This window comes from Microbacterium sp. BLY, from assembly GCF_017939615.1.
GTDB lineage: Bacteria > Actinomycetota > Actinomycetes > Actinomycetales > Microbacteriaceae > Microbacterium.
This window is the reverse complement of the sequence record NZ_JAGKSR010000001.1, coordinates 142,199-158,678: the sequence shown is the minus strand read 5'-3', so window position 1 is coordinate 158,678 and position 16,480 is coordinate 142,199. Positions and strand designations below refer to the sequence as shown.

Below are 16,480 nucleotides of genomic sequence, written 5' to 3'. Positions count from 1 at the left end.
GGTGGGGTGCGCCTCCGGACGGGACGAGGCACAATGGGCGGCATGAGCGCGTACACGGATCCGGTCCAGACCCTCACCGTCGAGCAGAGCTGGGAGCACCTGCGCAGCCAGGAGCTCGGGCGGCTCGTGACCCGCGTCGGCGAGACGATTGACATCTTCCCCGTCAACTACGCGGTGGACGGCGACGGGCTCCTGTTCCGCACGGCCCCCGGCAACAAGCTGTTCGAGCTGACGGTCAACGAGGACGTGCTCTTCGAAGTGGATGACCACACCGACACGGAAGCCTGGAGCGTCGTCGTGCGCGGGCGTGCGCAGGCCCTGGAGACGGACGCCGACGTCCAGCGCGCGGAGGGAGCGGGCCTGCGCCCGTGGATCCCGACCGACAAGCGGGTGTACGTGCGCATCGTCCCGACGTCGGTGTCCGGCCGCGGTTTCCGCCGGGAGCCAGAGCCCGACCGGGACGGCCCGCAGGAGTACTGAGACCGGCCCCGCGGGGGCCCCACGGGCGTAGGGTCGGGGTATGGCCAACGTCGCTGAGAACATCGTCAAGACTCTGCACGCGAACGGGGTCGACCGGGTGTACGGCATCCCGGGCGACTCCCTGAACGGACTCACGGACGCGCTCCGCAAGGACGGCCGCATCCGCTGGGTGCATGTGCGCCACGAGGAGTCCGCGGCCTTCGCCGCCGCGGCCGACGCCGGCACCACCGGAGACCTCGCCGTCGTGGCCGGATCATGCGGCCCGGGCAACCTGCATCTCATCAACGGCCTGTACGATGCCCAGCGCTCTCGGGTGCCGGTGCTCGCGATCGCCGCCCACATCCCGACCGTCGAGATCGGCACCGGGTACTTCCAGGAGACGCACCCGCAGGAGCTGTTCCGCGAGTGCAGCGTGTACGTCGAGTACGTGGCGGACCCGTCGCAGATGCCGCGGCTGATGGAGATCGCGATGCGCGCGGCCATCGAGCAGCGCGGCGTCGCCGTCCTCGTCATCCCCGGTGACGTGGCGCTGTCCGAGATCGCGGACGACCGCGCGGTCGTGATCGAGCGCACCCGCCCGCTGATCCAGCCGAGCCCGCCGGAGCTGGAGAAGGCGGCCACGATGCTCAACGCGGCCTCGAAGGTCACGATCCTCGCCGGGGCCGGCGTCGAGGGGGCCCATGACGAGGTGATCGCGCTCGCCGATGCTCTCGGGGCGCCCATCGTGCACGCGCTGCGCGGCAAGGAGTTCATCGAGTACGACAATCCGTTCGACGTCGGGATGACCGGGCTCCTGGGCTTCGCCTCCGGCTACCGGGCGATGGAGGCGGCCGACACGCTCCTCGTCCTCGGCAGCGACTTCCCGTACGAGCAGTTCTACCCGGAGCACGCGACCACCATCCAGGTCGACATCCGCGGCTCGCAGCTCGGCAAGCGCCACCCGCTCGACCTCGGTCTCGTGGGCGACGTGAAGGCGACGGCCGCAGCGTTGCTGCCCCGCCTCGCGCGGAAGGACGACCGCGGCCACCTGGACGACGCCGTGGCCCACTACCGGAAGACGCGGAAGAAGCTCGACGAGCTCGCGGTGCCCGCCAAGGGCGCGCGTCCCATCCACCCGCAGTACCTGGCACGCCTGCTGGACGAATACGCCGCTGACGACGCGATCTTCACCGCCGACGTGGGCTCCCCGACCGTCTGGGCCGCCCGTTACCTGTCCATGACCGAGGGTCGTCGGCTGATCGGATCGTTCACGCACGGCTCGATGGCGAACGCCCTCATGCACGGGATCGGCGCGCAGGTCGCGCATCCGGATCGTCAGGTCGTGGCGCTCGCCGGCGACGGCGGCCTGGCCATGATGCTGGGGGAGCTGCTCACCCTAACGCAGAACGGTCTGCCGGTGAAGACGATCGTCGTGAACAACTCGTCGCTGAACTTCGTCGAACTGGAGATGAAGGCGGCGGGTTTCGTGACCTACGGCACCGGGCTCGAGAATCCGAGCTTCGCCGCGATCGCGGAGGCCATGGGGATCTTCGCCCGCCGGGTGGAGCGCAGCGAGGATCTTCCCGAGGCGGTCCGCGAGGTCCTCGCGCACGATGGCCCGGCTCTCCTGGACGTGGTGACCGAGCGGCAGGAGCTGTCGATGCCGCCGGCGATCGAGGCCGCGCAGGTCAAGGGCTTCGCGCTGTACGCGATCCGGACGGTGATGTCGGGACGCGGCGACGAGCTGCTCGATCTCGCCAGGGCGAACTGGCGTCAGCTGTTCTGACCGCGCTCGTCGCACGACCGCCACGGGCTCGGGAACCGCTCCGGTTCCCGAGCCCGTGTCGTGTCAGCTCTCGACGAAGGCCCTGACCTCGGCGGCTTCGGCGTGCCGGCCGAGCGCTTCGAGCACGTCGCCGAGCTCGAGTGCGGCGACCTGACGCAGCGGCGGGAAGCCGGCGGCGTGCTCCAGGGCGCTGCGGTACACCGGCACGGCGTCGGCGGAGCGGTCGTTGCCCGCGAGCACCCGGCCCGCGAAGAGCTCCGAACTGCCCGCGGCGCCCTGGTCGCCGAGCGCGGCGAAGCCGTCCGCCGCGGTGAGGGCGGCGGCGACGGCCTCGTCGATGCGTCCGAGCTCGGCCAGCGCACGGCCGCGGGAGTCGGTGACGTCGGCGAGCAGCCAGGCCGCCTCGTGCTCCTGCGCCAGCGCGGCGACCTCGTCGAACAGCGGGAACGCGCGCTCGTCGCGGCGGCCGCCGTACGCCTGGCCGAGGCTGTGCAGCACCTCCGACAGTGCTCCGACGGCCTCGGGGGCGCGACGGGCGATGTCCGCGGCGCCTTCCAGCAGCCGCACCGCGTCGTCGTGCTCGTCGAACCGGGCGAGGATCTTGGCCTGCTCGGTCATCGCCATGGCCTGGTCGGCGTGCGCCTCGGCCTGGCCGAACAGCTCGGCAGCGTAGCCGTGCGCGCCGACCGCCTGTCCGAACTCGCCGGATTCGGCAAGCGACCGCGCCAGCAGCGAGGCCGTCATCGCGCGGGAACCGGCGGGCACCTCGGCGTCCTCCTCGCGCTGCAGGACGTCGCCGAACAGCTCGGCGGCCTCCTCGGCGTCGCCCGCCCGGAGCATGGCCCGCGCCAGGCGGAAGTCGACACCCGTGCGGTCGCCCTCCTCCTTCAGGCGGGCGGCGAGGCGGTAGCGGGAGACGGCCTTCTCGGGCTGCTCGGCGTCCTCCCACAGGGCGCCGGCGAGCACGTGGGCCTCCGCGAGGGCGCGCGTGGCGCCGAGTTCGGCGAGCAGGCGGCACACCTCATCGGCGTCCGTGGCCCCCTCGAGGTACGCACCGGTGCCGCCGTTGACGCGGGCCCTGGTCTGCAGCGCGTGGGCGCGGTGCCCCGCCGACAGGTCGTCCTGGGCGAGGAAGCGGTCGAGGAGCGTGCGGCCGGCTTCGAGATCGCCCTTGCTGAGGACCGCGCCGATCGCCACGAGCGTGGTCGTGTTGGACAGCCGCGTGTCCTCCGCCTCGGCGAAGGCGCGGGCGGCGAGCTCGGCGAGGTCGAGCGCCGCGTCCGGCTCCTCGGCGCGCAGGTGGAGCGAGGCACGACTCAGCGCCAGGTCGCCGCGCGACCACGCGGGGAGGGCATCGGCGCGCGCGAGCTCCTCCTCGAGAGCCGCCATCGTCTCGTCGGTCGCGAGCCCGAAGGTCGCCAGCCCGAGACGCTCCTCGAGGTCGGCCTGGGCGTCGTTCCCCGCGGTGCGCAGGGCGGCGATCCGCTCGGGGAGCAGTCGCTCGGCGTCGTCCACGCGATCGAGTGCGACGAGGATCCCGAGGTTCATCGACAGCAGCTGGGCACGCTTGGCGGCGTCGTCGACCGCGTGCGCGTGCGGCAGCGCCGCGAGGGTCTCCTGCTCGGCGCCGAACTGCGCGAGCTGCATCGCCCGCTCGAACCACCCGTCCGGGTCGGTCGGGGTCGTGGCCGCGGCGGGGGTGATGAACGCGTCGGAACGGATCGGGACGTCGTAGCTCTCGTCCGCGAGAGCGCGCATGCGGGCGAGGCTGCGGGCGTGGCCGTCGGTGCCGTCCCGGTCGTCGAACTGCGCGGCGATGCGCTCGGCCGTCGACCAGGCGGCCGCGGCGAGGTCGGCAGCGCTCCATGGGCCGTCGTGCGCGCCGAGCAGCGGGACGAGCGCCGGGGCGTCGGCGCCGCGCACCGGGGTGTCGCCGTGGCCGGCAGCGGTCACCCGGTCGAGCGCGACGGCGAACGCGGTGAGGGCGGCGAAGTGCGCATCGACGTTCAGGCCGTCGTGGGCGAGCCACGCGATGTGCTTCTCGATCAGGGCCAGCGCCCGCGCCTCGTTGCCGGTGATCGCGGCGAACACGATGTTGTTGGCCACGATCCGCAGGTTGTCGGGGTTGTCCTTCGCGAGACGGTAGCTGCGCAGGTGCGCGGTCTTCGCATCCTCGGGGCGGCCGGCACGGAGGTAGGGGAGCAGCACGCGGGAGAGCGCATGCTCGGGCTCCTCCCCGCAGGAGAACCCGCCTTCGAGCATCTCCTCGACGAGTCGGATCGCGTCGGCGTCCCGGTCGGTCTCCGCGAAGAATCCCGCGAACTGGCTGCGGCTGCACGCGTCGCAGTGGCTGTGCTCGTCGCGCGGCGTGGCCTCGAGCTGCACCCGGAGGGCCTCGGCGGCGTCGAACCGGCCGGCGTCCCAGGCGTCCTCGAAACGCGCGGTCAGCACACCGCTGAGTCCGAGTCCGGCGGCCCGGTAGTGCGCCTCCATGTCGTCGAGAACGGCGGCGATCTGCTCCTGCGAGAACGCGGGGGAGGAGCGCAGGGACGATGCCATCCACTTGAACTGCCACATGAGGTCGGCGCCGCCGTTGTCGAGGTCGGCGGGGAAGCGCTGCGGGTCGGCGTCGTGATGGGCGAGGCACCAGGCGAAGGAGTTCAGCATCACGTCCGTGGCGCCGGTCATGTTCGCCGATGCGGTCTGGCGCATGCGGGCCTCGTACTCCAGCCGCTCGTCGCCGATCTCCACGGCGAGGGCGACGGCCTCCGCCACGAGCGCCTGCTCGGCGGGCCCCCAGGGGGTGCGGTCGATCTCCTCGATGAGCTGCTGGAAGCGCTTTTTCGGACGTGCCATGAAGGATCCTTCGGGTGGGGTGTCAGCGCGCGTCGTCGAAGGGAAGCGTGTCCTCTTCGATGCCGGCGGAGAGGGAGACGAGGTCGGAGAGAGCGCTGGTCATCAGTGCCCTGTCCGCGTCCGCGAGCGGGTGGTGTCCTGCCAGGAGCGCCTGGATGTAGAGCAGCTGGACGGTGCGCGCGAACACCGCGTCGTCCTCGACGCGGACGAGGGCGCGCACGACCCGGTTCGACCAGTTCAGGCAGAGACGCGCGCTGAGGTCGTCGTCGCGGGCCGACGACACGGTCTGGTCGATCCGGTCGAGGACCCCGCCCCAGAGCGTGTTGGCGATCCCCTTGGTGCGTCCGCGGTCGATCGTCCGGAGGACCTCGGGGTCGGCGACGTACAGGCCGGTCAGCGCAGGGCGGTCGATGGCCCGCACGACCACGGCGCAGTCGGAGGCCGCGAGCACCGCCCCGGCGCGGCTCTCCAGCGCCATCGCGGCGTCGCGGTCGTCGAGCGGCGGCGGGTCGAGGCGGTCGAGTTCTCCGGTGACGTCGACCTTCTCGACGGTGACGTGGGGGTAGAGGTCGGGGAGCAGGCGGACGACGTCCGCGTCGTACAGATAGCCGCCGTTGACCAGCACCTCGTCGGCCGGCGAGATCCCTGCCACCTGACGGAACTCGTCGACGGTCGGGGCGTAGCGCACGTGCGGGTAGCGCTCCACGAGGTCGCCGATGCGGAGGGTGCCGTGGGTGGTCTCGACGGTGAGCCAGCGGGTGATGAACCGCGCGAGTTCCTCGTCGTGGCGCACGAGCGACTTCAGGCCGACCTCGTGGACGGCCACGAACTGCGCGAGGCGGTGCGGTTCGCGCAGGCCGAGCTCGAGGATCCAGCGGCGGATGCCCGCGCCGAGCTGTTCGCGCACGTGCTCCAGCGCCGTGTCCTCGACGAGGGATTCCCTGCTCGCGGTCGGCGCGAGGCCGGTGGAGTCGATCACGGCGCGGACGAAGAACGCCCAGTCGGGGAGGACGTCGTCGACCCGTTCGGAGAGCAGCATGCGTCCCAGGTACATGCGTGTGGCCTGTCGGGCACCGGGCGGCGGGGCGAAGGGCAGCACGTAGGCCAGCCCCTGGGTCCCCGTCGCGGGCTCGCTCAGCGGGATCACGTCCAGCGGGGCGGCGCCGAGCAGGTCGCGACCGTACTGCACGGCCGCGTCGATGTCGGCGGCGGGGTCGAGGAAGGGGGCCTCGCGGGTGACGTCGACGTCTCCTCCGGGGGCGTCGATCGTCACGCGCACGGGCAGGAACTCCCCGAACGTGGTCGCGAGCTCGTGCACGGCAGCCGGTCGCAGCAGTTCGTCGGCGTCGAAGCGCGGCACGAGGTGCACGCTGGTCCCGATCGGGAGGTCGTCGTCGATCTCGGTCACGCGGAAGGTGCCGTCGGCGCTGCCCGTCCATTCGACCGCCGCGCCGCCCCTGGCGCTGCGCGAGCGGATGACGATGGTGTCGGCGACCATGAAGCAGCTGAGCAGCCCGATGCCGAACTGGCCGAGGAAGTCGCTCCGGGGGAGATCGAAGATGTCGCGCTTCGAGCTGCGCCCGACCGTCGCGAGGAGATCGGCGACCTCCGTCGAGGTCAGCCCCACGCCGTCGTCGCGGAGGACGAACTCGCCCGACTGCGCGGTGAGCGGCGTGATCCGGATGCGGCTGCCGCCCCCGTCGACCTCGCGCCGCGCCGCGATCGCGTCCCTGGCGTTCTGCAGCAGCTCGCGCATATACACGCGGGGACTGGAGTAGATGTGCCGGCTGAGCAGATCGACGACCCCCCGCAGATCCACCTGGAACTGCTGCACATCCCCGCTCACATGCGTCCCTTCCTGCTTCGTCCGCCCGCCGAGCCTAGCAACAACGCGGGTTCCCCTTCCTGTTCGGCACCACCGGATCGATGCCGTATGCTTGTGGAGCAGTTGTTCTCTGCATTCTTTCGCCGTGCCTGGCGTCTACGACATCGGCCGGAGGCAGGATGGGAGGGCATCCCCGAGACCTCCGGGTCTCTAGGGCGGTAGCTCAATTGGCAGAGCAGCGGTCTCCAAAACCGCAGGTTGCAGGTTCGATTCCTGTCCGCCCTGCGCGTCAGCGCACGCTGACACACGAAAGGTACATTCAGGATGGATCAGGACGAACCGCGCGGCGAAGTCGTCGCGGCCGGCGCCACGCGCCAGAAGAAGGGCAACCCCTTCTCCCGGTTCTTCGGGGGCATCGCCCTGTTCATCCGCCAGGTCATCGCCGAACTGCGCAAGGTCGTCACCCCGACCCGCAAGGAGCTTTTCAAGTTCACGGGTGTGGTGCTCGTCTTCGTCCTGATCGTCATGGGCATCGTCTACGGTCTCGACTACGTCTTCGGGCTCCTGACGCACTACGTGTTCGGAATCCCTGGCTGATGACCCCCGCGGCGACCGCCGCAGCTATGGAGAAGAAGCAACGTGTCTGAACGATATTCCGACGACGCCGACTGGGCGACCGCCGCAGAGCAGTCCAGCGAGGAGGACGAGGCCCAGGAGGGCAACGTGCTCGCCGCCGAGGAGTTCTCGGTGACCCCTGCCGAGCATGTCGCGGTCCACGTCGAGGACGAGGACGGCGAGCAGGAGACGGAAGACATCGACATCGACATCGACGACCCGGAGGCGGACGCCATCGTGAACGACGCTCTGAACCTGGACGAGGCAGCGGAGTCCGAGGCCGCCGCCGAGGTCCTCAACGACTCCGTGGCGGAAGACGTCGCGGAGCAGGAGGCCGAGGCCGCCGACGAGGTCACCCCGTACGACGGTCCCGACGTGAACGGCGAGGACGACCGTCCCGCGGCCGACGCCGACGAGGACGAGGATGCCGCCGAGGAGGACCCGTACGAGGCCTTCCGCATGGATCTGCGCATGCTTCCCGGCAAGTGGTACGTCATCCACTCCTATGCCGGCTTCGAGCGCAAGGTCAAGGCGAACATCGAGCAGCGCAAGTCGACGCTCGAGGTCGAGGACGAGATCTACCAGGTCGAGGTCCCGATGGAGGACGTCGTCGAGATCAAGAACGGCCAGCGCAAGATGGTCACCCGTGTGCGCATCCCCGGCTACGTGCTGGTGCGCATGGAGCTCACGGAAGACACGTGGTCGGTCGTCCGCCACACCCCCGGTGTGACCGGCTTCGTGGGCAACGCCCACAATCCGACGCCGCTGCGCTTCGAAGAGGCCTTCAACATGCTGAAGTCGCTCGTCGAGGTCAAGGACGTCCCGACCGCCAAGAACATCGCGGCCAAGGGCGGCGTCGCCGTCGCTCGTCCGCTTCCCGCCGAGGTCGACTTCGAGGTCGGCGAGACCATCACGATCAAGGAGGGCTCGTTCGCGGGTCTTCCCGGTTCGATCAGCGAGATCAAGCCGGAGAGCGGCAAGCTCACGGTCCTCGTCTCGCTCTTCGAGCGTGAGACCCCGGTCGAGCTGTCGTTCGACCAGGTCACCAAGATGATCTGACCGGGGGTCACTGAGCCTGCCGAAGTGCACGAGAACGGCCGCCCTCCCGGGCGGCCGTTTTCTTTTCCCTCGACCCACCCCCTTTCGTGCCTCCCGGCCCATTGCGGACGCACGCACAGGGCCGGCTCGCACGGAAAGGGCCGGCTCGCGACCGGGGGAGCGATCAGGTAGACTTACGTGGTTTGTGTGCCGCTGAGATTGTCGAAGGGCGCACGGACGACCACGGGCCGGAGAGGCCGGAGCCGTGGGAGAAGCGGGTGCTCGCATCCGCCTCGAGGAAAGGAAAGAGAATGGCACCGAAGAAGAAGGTGACCGGCCTGATCAAGCTTCAGATCAACGCCGGTGCCGCCAACCCGGCGCCGCCGATCGGCCCCGCGCTCGGTCAGCATGGCGTCAACATCATGGAGTTCTGCAAGGCGTACAACGCCGCGACCGAGTCGCAGCGCGGCAACGTCATCCCCGTCGAGATCACCGTCTACGAGGACCGCAGCTTCACCTTCGTCCTGAAGACCCCGCCCGCGGCGGAACTCATCAAGAAGGCTGCCGGCGTGCAGAAGGCCTCGGCCACCCCGCACACCGTCAAGGTCGGCAAGATCACCAAGGACCAGGTCCGTCAGATCGCCGAGCAGAAGCAGGCCGACCTGAACGCGAACGACATCGAGGCCGCCTCGAAGATCATCGCCGGCACCGCTCGTTCCATGGGCATCACGGTCGAGGGCTGAGGAGAATAATCATGGCTACCAAGTCCAAGGCTTACAAGGCTGCCGCCGAGAAGATCGAGGCAGACCGCTTCTACACGCCGTCCGAGGCCGTCGCGCTCGCGAAGGAGACCGGTTCGGCGAAGTTCGACTCGACCGTCGAGGTCGCGCTGAAGCTCGCCGTCGACCCCCGCAAGGCGGACCAGATGGTGCGCGGCACCGTCATCCTGCCCCACGGCACCGGTAAGACCGCCCGCGTCATCGTGTTCGCCACCGGCCCCGCGGCCGAGGCGGCGATCGCTGCCGGCGCCGATGAGGTCGGCGGCGCCGAGCTCATCCAGAAGGTCGCCGACGGCTGGACCAACTTCGACTCCGCGGTCTCGACCCCGGAGCTCATGGGCCAGGTCGGCCGTCTCGGCAAGGTGCTCGGTCCGCGTGGCCTGATGCCGAACCCGAAGACCGGCACCGTGACTCCGAACCCGGCCAAGGCCGTCGAGGAGATCAAGGGCGGAAAGATCGAGTTCCGCGTCGACAAGCACGCCAACGTGCACTTCGTCATCGGCAAGGCCTCGTTCTCGGCCGAGCAGCTGAACGAGAACATCGACGCCGCTCTCGAGGAGATCGTCCGCCTCAAGCCGTCCAGCGCCAAGGGCCGTTACATCCAGAAGGGTGCGGTGTCGACCACGTTCGGCCCCGGCATCCCGCTGGACGTCAACGCCATCTGACGCGTCGACGGGTCTCGCACCTGTCGCACCGAACGCCCCCGGGTCCGCCCGGGGGCGTTCTGCGTTCGGTGCCCCGACACGGGGCGTCATCCGATGCGGGGAAGGTCGGTGCCGCCGCGTACTGTGGGGGAGTTCCCGCGGTCGTCGCGTAAACTCGCATCCGCGCTTTCTCGCCCCAGGAGGGTCCATGTCCCGTCGTCTCATCGCCGTCACCGCACTCGTCGTCGCTGCTGCCGCACTGACCGCCTGCAGCGGCTCGTCCACGCCCACGAGCACCGACGGTGAGAGCGCCGCCGGCTCCGACTTCGGCCTGGTGAAGGACGGCACGCTGACGGTCGCGACCGAGGGCACCTACCGCCCGTTCAGCTTCCACGGTGACGGCGGCTCCGGTGACCTCACCGGCTACGACGTCGAGATCATCCAGGCGGTCGCGGACGAGCTCGGCCTGGAGGTCGAGTTCCAGGAGACGCAGTGGGACGCGATCTTCGCGGGCCTCGACGCGGGCCGGTTCGACGTGATCGCGAACCAGGTGTCCATCAATGACGAGCGTGAGGCCAAGTACCTCTTCAGCAGCCCCTACACGGTGTCGCCCGGCGTCATCGTGGTCAAGGAGGACGACGACTCCATCTCGTCCTTCGACGACCTCGAGGGCAAGACGACGGCGCAGTCCCTCACGAGCAACTGGTACGAGCTGGCCACCGAGTCCGGCGCCAAGGTCGAGGGCGTCGAGGGCTGGGCCCAGGCGGTGGAGCTCCTCCGCCAGGGGCGCGTGGACGCGACCATCAACGACAAGCTGACGTTCCTCGACTACGAGACGACCAACAGCCCGACGGGCCTCAAGATCGCCGCGGAGACCGAGGACGCCGGGGAGCAGGCGTTCGTCTTCACGAAGGACAAGGAGGCGCTCGTCGACGCGGTCGACGAGGCGCTCGCCAAGCTCCGCGCCGACGGCACCCTGGCCGAGATCAGCGAGAAGTACTTCGGCGAAGACGTCTCGCAGTAGGCGATGCAGAACCCCTGGGAGCTCTTCTTCTCCTCGCTCGGGCCGATCGCCTGGGCGGGGCTGACGGCGACGATCCCGCTCGCCCTCGTGTCGTTCGTCCTGGGGCTCGTGATCGCGATCGGCATGGCGCTGATGCGGATCTCCGTGCACCCGGTCGTTTCCGGCATCGCGCGGTTCTACATCTCGGTGATCCGCGGCACCCCGATGCTCGTGCAGCTCTTCGTGATCTTCTACGGTCTGCCGTCCGTCGGGGTGACCCTCGATCCCTGGCCGAGTGCGATCATCGCCCTCTCGCTCAACGTCGGCGGCTACGGCGCCGAAGTCGTGCGGGCGGCGATCCTCTCGGTGCCGAAGGGGCAGTGGGAGGCCGCGTACACGGTCGGCATGAACCGCACGCGGACGCTGACCCGTATCATCCTGCCCCAGGCCGCTCGGGTGTCGGTGCCCCCGCTGTCCAACACGTTCATCTCGCTCGTGAAGGACACCTCCCTCACCTCGCTGATCCTCGTGACGGAGTTGTTCAAGGTGGCGCAGCAGATCGCCTCGACGACGCTCGAGTTCATGGTGCTGTATCTGGCGGCGGCGCTGGTCTATTGGGTGATCTGCCTGGTGCTCTCCTTCGGGCAGAGCGCCCTGGAGAGGAGGCTCGACAGTCGTGTCGCGCACTGACCCCATGGCCGAACCGCTGCTCACCGCACGGGGCCTGCACAAGAGCTTCGGCGCCACCGAGGTGCTGCGCGGTTTCGACCTCACCCTGCACCGTGGCGAGGTCGTCGTGCTCATCGGTCCCAGCGGCTCGGGGAAGACGACCGTCCTGCGGGCCCTGAACGGCCTGGAGACGCCGGACGCCGGCACCATCGCGATGGCCGGGGGCCCGGAGATCGACTTCGCACCGGAGGTCCGTCCGAAGCCCCGTGTCGCGAAGCAGCAGCGGCTCGCGCTGCGTGACCGGTCGGCGATGGTCTTCCAGCATCACAACCTCTTCCCGCACCTCACGGTGCTGGAGAACGTGATCGAGGGTCCCTGGCGGGTGCAGGGGCGCCCCAAGGCCGAGGTCGTCGCCGAGGCGCGGGCGCTGCTCGCCCGCGTGGGCCTGGCGGACAAGGCGGATGCGCGGCCGCATCAGCTCTCCGGCGGGCAGCAGCAGCGGGTGGGCATCGTGCGGGCGCTGGCCTTGCAACCAGACCTGCTGCTGTTCGACGAGCCGACGAGCGCGCTCGATCCAGAACTCGTGGGGGAGGTGCTCCTCGTCATCAAGGAGCTCGCCGACGAGGGATGGACGATGGCCGTGGTGACGCACGAGTTGAGCTTCGCGCGGGAGGCGGCCGATCACGTGCTCTTCCTGGACGGCGGGGTCGTGGTGGAGCAGGGGCCGCCCGCGCAGCTGTTCAGCGCCCCGCAGCACGAGCGCACGCAGCGGTTCCTCACCCGCATCCTGCGCCCGCTCGACGGCGTCTGACTCCGCCCCTCGACCCGCGAGCCGATCGATGGCAGGATGCCGTTCGTGGGCACCATCGACGACTACCTGGCCGATCTCGACTCCTCCGACCGCGCGGCGGTCGATCGCCTGTATGCGATCGCTCGTGAGGAGGTGCCGGAGGCGGAGCAGGGCAAGGGCTACGGCATGCCGGCGCTCGTCTACGCCGGCAAGCCCCTGCTGTCGGTGATGCGCGCGAGGAAGCACATCGGCGTCTACCCGTTCAGCCCCGAGGCGGTCGCCGCCGTCGCCGGACTCCTCGAGGGGCATCCGGACGTCAGCCTCGACAAGGGCACGATCCGGTTCCAGCCCGAGCAGCCTCTGCCCGAGGAGGCCGTCCGCGCCCTCGTGCGGGCGCGGGTGTCGCAGATCGAGGCGTGAACGCTCAGCCGCCGACGACGGGCAGGACGAGGCTGACCGCGAGCGTGATCATCACCACCGCGATCACGGCGTCGAGGATGCGCCAGGAGCGCGGCGTGCGCAGCCACCGGCCGAGGTAGCGCGCGCCGAAGCCGAGGGCGGTGAACCAGACGAGGCTCGCCGCCACCGCTCCGGCCGCGAAGAGCCACCGCTCCTCCCCGTGCGTGGCTGCGATCGAGCCCAGCATGAGGACGGTGTCGAGGTAAACGTGCGGGTTGAGCCAGGTCAGCGCGAGGGTCGTGAGGATCACCGGGGCGAGGCGCGTGCGGGTCATCGTCGCGGTGCCGCCCTGGGGCGGCAGTGCCGGCGCGTCGCCGCCGTCGATGACCAGCTCCTCGCCGCCGCGCCACGCCCGCCGTGCCGCGAGCAGTCCGTAGCCGAAGAGGAAGAGCGCTCCCGCCACGCGGGCGACGACCACGAGCCACGGCGCCGCCGACAGCACGAACCCGAGCCCCGCGACACCGGCGACGATCAGCACTGCGTCGGACACGGCGCAGACGATGACGACCGCGAGGACGTGTTCCCGCCGGATGCCCTGCCGCAACACGAAGACGTTCTGGGCGCCGATCGCGACGATGAGCGACAGGCCGAGACCGAGGCCCGCGAGGAGGGTGAGCATGAGTCGAGCCTAGGAAGGCGCGGACATGAGTGGAAGCGAAGATTCTTTCCGCACCATTAGCATCGCTGATGTGAAGATCGATCCGGAAGGTGCGGCGACCCTGGCCGCGGTGGCCGACGAGGGCACGCTCGATGCGGCTTCGCGTCGGCTGCGCCTCACCCCGTCGGCGGTCAGTCAGCGGCTCAAGGCGCTCGAGGAGCAGCTCGGGCGGATCCTCCTGGTGCGCAGCAAACCGGTGCGCCTCACGGAGGCGGGGGAGGCGGTCGTGCGTCTCGCCCGCCAGATCGCCCTCCTGGAGCACGACGCGCTCGCGGGCGTGGGCATCGACGAGGGCCGCGGCGGGCGCCGGATCACCGTGCCCCTCGCGGTCAACGCCGACTCCCTGGCGACCTGGTTCCTCGCGCCGCTGGCCCGGTTGTCACGCACGCATGACATCGATATGGACCTCCACCGCGACGACCAGAACTTCACGGCACGGCTGCTCGAGTCCGGCACGGTCATGGCGGCGGTCACGAGTGAGGACACCGCCGTCGCGGGGTGTACCGTCTCGCCGCTCGGCGTGCTCGAGTACCGTGCCCTGGCCGCGCCGGACTACGTGCGTCGCTGGTTCCCGGAGGGGGTGACCGCCGCCGCGCTGAGGGAGGCGCCCTTCGTCGACTTCGACCGCAGGGACACCCTGCAGCATGAGTGGCTCACCGCGAAGGGGGTGTCTCCGCAGGGAGTGCCGCGCCACTACGTGCCGGCCTCGCACGACTATGCGCTCGCCGTGGGACTCGGGCTCGGATGGGGCATGGTTCCCCGGTTGCAGGAGTCACCCGACCTCGTCCCGCTCGGTGGCCCCGTGGTCCGCGTCACGCTGTACTGGCAGCAGTGGAACCTGCGTTCGGAGCTCCTCGACACGATCGCGGCCGAGGTGGCCGCCGAGGCGCGGCTCGTGCTCGCCCCGGTCCGCTGACCGGTCGGGATCCCGGCGCGGCCGACGTCGGCGCCCTCCGCGTGCGTGTCAGTCGGCGAGGGCGAGGGCGCGGAAGGCGTCGCGCTCGCGGAGCTGCTCGCGACGGCTGTCCGCCGGGGAGGCGGTGCGCGTCGGGATGCTCCGGCCGGTGGTGCGCCGATACAGCTCGTCGATGAGGTCGGTCGCGAGGCCGACGAGCTTCGCGATCTCCCGGTCGTCGCGGTCGATCCAGACGCACCGCGGCTCGTCGTGCACGGGGGAGAAGTCGACGTGCTCCTCCCAGACGAACAGCGTGCGCTCGGCCCCCAGCACGTGCTGCTGCCACCACACCTGACGGAGATAGGTGCGCGGGATGCCGCGGAAGGCCTTGTTGGTCGTCTTGATCTCGGCGAGGCTGACCCGTCCGTCGGCGTCGACGGCGATCCCGTCCGGGGTGGCCAGGTGGCGGTGCTCGACCTCGGCGCGGAACAGGGCCGAGGACGGCATGATCCCGTGCGTGGCGGCGACCCAGGCCGCGATCTCCGGCTCCCGGCGTCGGCCGTGGTCGGTGTAGGCGTTGCCGCCGAACCGGGGCCCTCCGCCGAGTTTGGCGTCGGCGGCCCGTGCGATCGAGCGTTCGCTGGTGAGTCCGGCGACGTCGGTGGCCGTGATGCCGCGAGACCGCGCCCTCATCCATGCCACGCGGTCGCGCGAGTCCGCGACGATGCGTTCGAGGAGTTCCGGGGTCACCTCTCGACTCTAACTCTCCCCGCATCCTCGCCTGGCCGTACACGCCGCCCCGCCCCCTCGACCCACCCCCTTTCGTGCGTCCCACCCCCTTCCGGACGACCGAAAGGGGGTGGGACGCACGCAAGGGGGCGGGTCAGGAACGAGGGGTGATTCCTGCACAAGTGCCGCGAGGGACGGAAGGGGTGTGGGGAACGGAAGGGAGGCGGGGGATCGGCCGGAAGTGGGGTGAGAGTCGGGGGATGAGACAGGTGAGCGTGGACGAGATCAGGGCCATGCTCCTCGGCCGTCAACGGCTGGAGGAGGAGGGCTGGGCGTCTCGGACGCTCCGCGCCGCGGTGGAGGGACGGCAGCTGCATCACGTGCGACGCGGGTGGTACCTCGGGGTGCGGACGTGGAGCGAGCTCGCCCCGGAGTCGCGGCACCGGGCGGAGGTGGTGGCCGCCGACCTCGCGGCCTCGGGGCCAGGGCCCGTGTTCTCGCACGCCTCGGCTGCGGTGCTGTGGGGACTGCCGCTGTATCGGCTGCGGCCGACGAGGGTCCACGTGACGGCCCCGCCGGACCAGCGGCACAGCACGCCGGGCATCCTCCGGCACGAAGGCGCGGTTCCCGCCGGTGACATCGTGGAGCGCGACGGCATCCGCTGCACCTCTCTCGGCCGGACCGTGGCGGACCTCGCGCGGACCGTCGCTCCGGAGGCGGCCCTCGCGGCCGCCGATGCCGCGCTCGCCCTCGTCGGCGGTGACCCGTGGGAGTTCGACGACACCGCGGAGCAGGCTCTCCTGGCGGACCTCGCGGACCGGGTCCGCCGTCCCCGGCTCCGCGGCATCGTGCAGGCGCGTCGGATCGTGAGCCTCGCCGACGGTCGCGCACAGCTGCCTCTGGAGAGCGTGACGCGGTACCGGCTGCATCAACTCGGCTTCGGGAGGCCGCGCCTGCAAGTGCCGGTGGACGGAACGCGCGGCGGCCGATTCTGGATGGACATCGCCGTCGACCAGTCCCGCACCTTCGTGGAGTGCGACGGTCGGGACAAGTATCTGGATGAGGACCTCCGTGGCGGCCGGACGGCGGCGCAGGTCGTCCTCGACGAGAAGAGCCGCGAGGACTGGGTGCGCGGAACCACCGGCTGGCGGGTGATCCGTGTGTCGAGCGAGCACGTCGCCTCACTCGCCGCGGCAGACGCGCACTTCCGGGCCCTCGGCCTCTTCGCCCGCTGAGTCGTCGACCCACCCCCTTTTGTGTGCCCCGGCCCCTTGC

The 16,480-nt window shown here is 70.5% G+C and carries 16 protein-coding genes and 1 tRNA gene; 13 read left to right on the top strand and 4 right to left on the bottom strand.

Annotated elements, in window-relative coordinates; genetic code table 11:
* The first annotated feature begins 42 nt into the window (after positions 1–42).
* Together KAF39_RS00815 and poxB are read left to right on the top strand one after the other, a co-directional pair.
* Complete coding sequence (locus KAF39_RS00815; protein ID WP_210675535.1) at positions 43–480, top strand: pyridoxamine 5'-phosphate oxidase family protein; 438 nt, start codon at positions 43–45, stop codon at positions 478–480.
* Between the two features lie 40 nt (positions 481–520).
* Positions 521–2,245, top strand: coding sequence for a ubiquinone-dependent pyruvate dehydrogenase (poxB, locus tag KAF39_RS00810; RefSeq protein WP_210675534.1), 1,725 nt, complete (start codon positions 521–523; stop codon positions 2,243–2,245).
* A 63-nt stretch (positions 2,246–2,308) separates the two neighbouring features.
* Here poxB and KAF39_RS00805 read toward each other — a convergent pair whose 3' ends face one another.
* Both KAF39_RS00805 and KAF39_RS00800 read right to left on the bottom strand, forming a co-directional pair.
* Entirely contained in the window at positions 2,309–5,101 is a 2,793-nt protein-coding gene (locus KAF39_RS00805; RefSeq protein WP_210675533.1) for a hypothetical protein, read from the bottom strand.
* Between the two features lie 22 nt (positions 5,102–5,123).
* Positions 5,124–6,947, bottom strand: coding sequence for an HSP90 family protein (locus KAF39_RS00800; protein ID WP_210675532.1), 1,824 nt, complete (start codon positions 6,945–6,947; stop codon positions 5,124–5,126).
* Between the two features lie 191 nt (positions 6,948–7,138).
* On the opposite strand from KAF39_RS00800, the gene KAF39_RS00795 reads away from it, so the two are divergent.
* The 9 genes from KAF39_RS00795 (at position 7,139) to KAF39_RS00755 (ending at position 12,884) form a co-directional block, all read left to right on the top strand.
* Positions 7,139–7,211, top strand: a tRNA-Trp gene (locus tag KAF39_RS00795).
* Positions 7,212–7,250: 39 nt separating this feature from the next.
* Positions 7,251–7,523: a preprotein translocase subunit SecE gene (secE, locus tag KAF39_RS00790; RefSeq protein WP_101848474.1), complete on the top strand. Its 273-nt coding sequence runs from the start codon at positions 7,251–7,253 to the stop codon at positions 7,521–7,523.
* A 42-nt stretch (positions 7,524–7,565) separates the two neighbouring features.
* On the top strand, positions 7,566–8,600 hold the full coding sequence (gene nusG / locus KAF39_RS00785; protein ID WP_210675531.1) for a transcription termination/antitermination protein NusG: 1,035 nt from the start codon (positions 7,566–7,568) through the stop codon (positions 8,598–8,600).
* A gap of 290 nt (positions 8,601–8,890) precedes the next feature.
* Positions 8,891–9,322 carry a 50S ribosomal protein L11 gene (gene rplK, locus KAF39_RS00780; protein WP_025102337.1) on the top strand — a complete coding sequence of 144 codons (432 nt, stop codon included), beginning with the start codon at positions 8,891–8,893 and terminating at the stop codon, positions 9,320–9,322.
* Positions 9,323–9,333: 11 nt separating this feature from the next.
* Positions 9,334–10,023: a 50S ribosomal protein L1 gene (rplA, locus tag KAF39_RS00775; RefSeq protein ID WP_025102336.1), complete on the top strand. Its 690-nt coding sequence runs from the start codon at positions 9,334–9,336 to the stop codon at positions 10,021–10,023.
* A 187-nt stretch (positions 10,024–10,210) separates the two neighbouring features.
* Positions 10,211–11,026 carry an amino acid ABC transporter substrate-binding protein gene (locus KAF39_RS00770; protein ID WP_210675530.1) on the top strand — a complete coding sequence of 272 codons (816 nt, stop codon included), beginning with the start codon at positions 10,211–10,213 and terminating at the stop codon, positions 11,024–11,026.
* Between the two features lie 3 nt (positions 11,027–11,029).
* Entirely contained in the window at positions 11,030–11,695 is a 666-nt protein-coding gene (locus KAF39_RS00765) for an amino acid ABC transporter permease (RefSeq protein WP_187662191.1), read from the top strand.
* On the top strand, positions 11,682–12,485 hold the full coding sequence (locus KAF39_RS00760; protein ID WP_374093329.1) for an amino acid ABC transporter ATP-binding protein: 804 nt from the start codon (positions 11,682–11,684) through the stop codon (positions 12,483–12,485). The genes KAF39_RS00765 and KAF39_RS00760 overlap by 14 nt, the downstream gene beginning before the upstream one ends.
* 45 nt (positions 12,486–12,530) lie before the next feature.
* Entirely contained in the window at positions 12,531–12,884 is a 354-nt protein-coding gene (locus KAF39_RS00755) for a DUF1801 domain-containing protein (protein WP_210675529.1), read from the top strand.
* A 4-nt stretch (positions 12,885–12,888) separates the two neighbouring features.
* On the opposite strand, the gene lysE is transcribed toward KAF39_RS00755, so the two are convergent.
* Positions 12,889–13,542 carry an L-lysine exporter gene (lysE, locus tag KAF39_RS00750; protein WP_210675528.1) on the bottom strand — a complete coding sequence of 218 codons (654 nt, stop codon included), beginning with the start codon at positions 13,540–13,542 and terminating at the stop codon, positions 12,889–12,891.
* A gap of 25 nt (positions 13,543–13,567) precedes the next feature.
* On the opposite strand from lysE, the gene KAF39_RS00745 reads away from it, so the two are divergent.
* The gene (locus tag KAF39_RS00745; protein ID WP_246878196.1) at positions 13,568–14,497 is read left to right on the top strand and encodes a LysR family transcriptional regulator ArgP; all 930 of its coding nucleotides are present in this window, start codon (positions 13,568–13,570) and stop codon (positions 14,495–14,497) included.
* A 48-nt stretch (positions 14,498–14,545) separates the two neighbouring features.
* Here KAF39_RS00745 and KAF39_RS00740 read toward each other — a convergent pair whose 3' ends face one another.
* Positions 14,546–15,226 carry a YqaJ viral recombinase family protein gene (locus KAF39_RS00740; RefSeq protein ID WP_210675527.1) on the bottom strand — a complete coding sequence of 227 codons (681 nt, stop codon included), beginning with the start codon at positions 15,224–15,226 and terminating at the stop codon, positions 14,546–14,548.
* 239 nt (positions 15,227–15,465) lie between these two features.
* On the opposite strand from KAF39_RS00740, the gene KAF39_RS00735 reads away from it, so the two are divergent.
* Positions 15,466–16,440 (top strand): hypothetical protein, encoded by a 975-nt coding sequence (locus KAF39_RS00735; RefSeq protein ID WP_210675526.1) that lies wholly within the window; start codon positions 15,466–15,468, stop codon positions 16,438–16,440.
* The last annotated feature ends 40 nt before the right edge of the window (positions 16,441–16,480 follow it).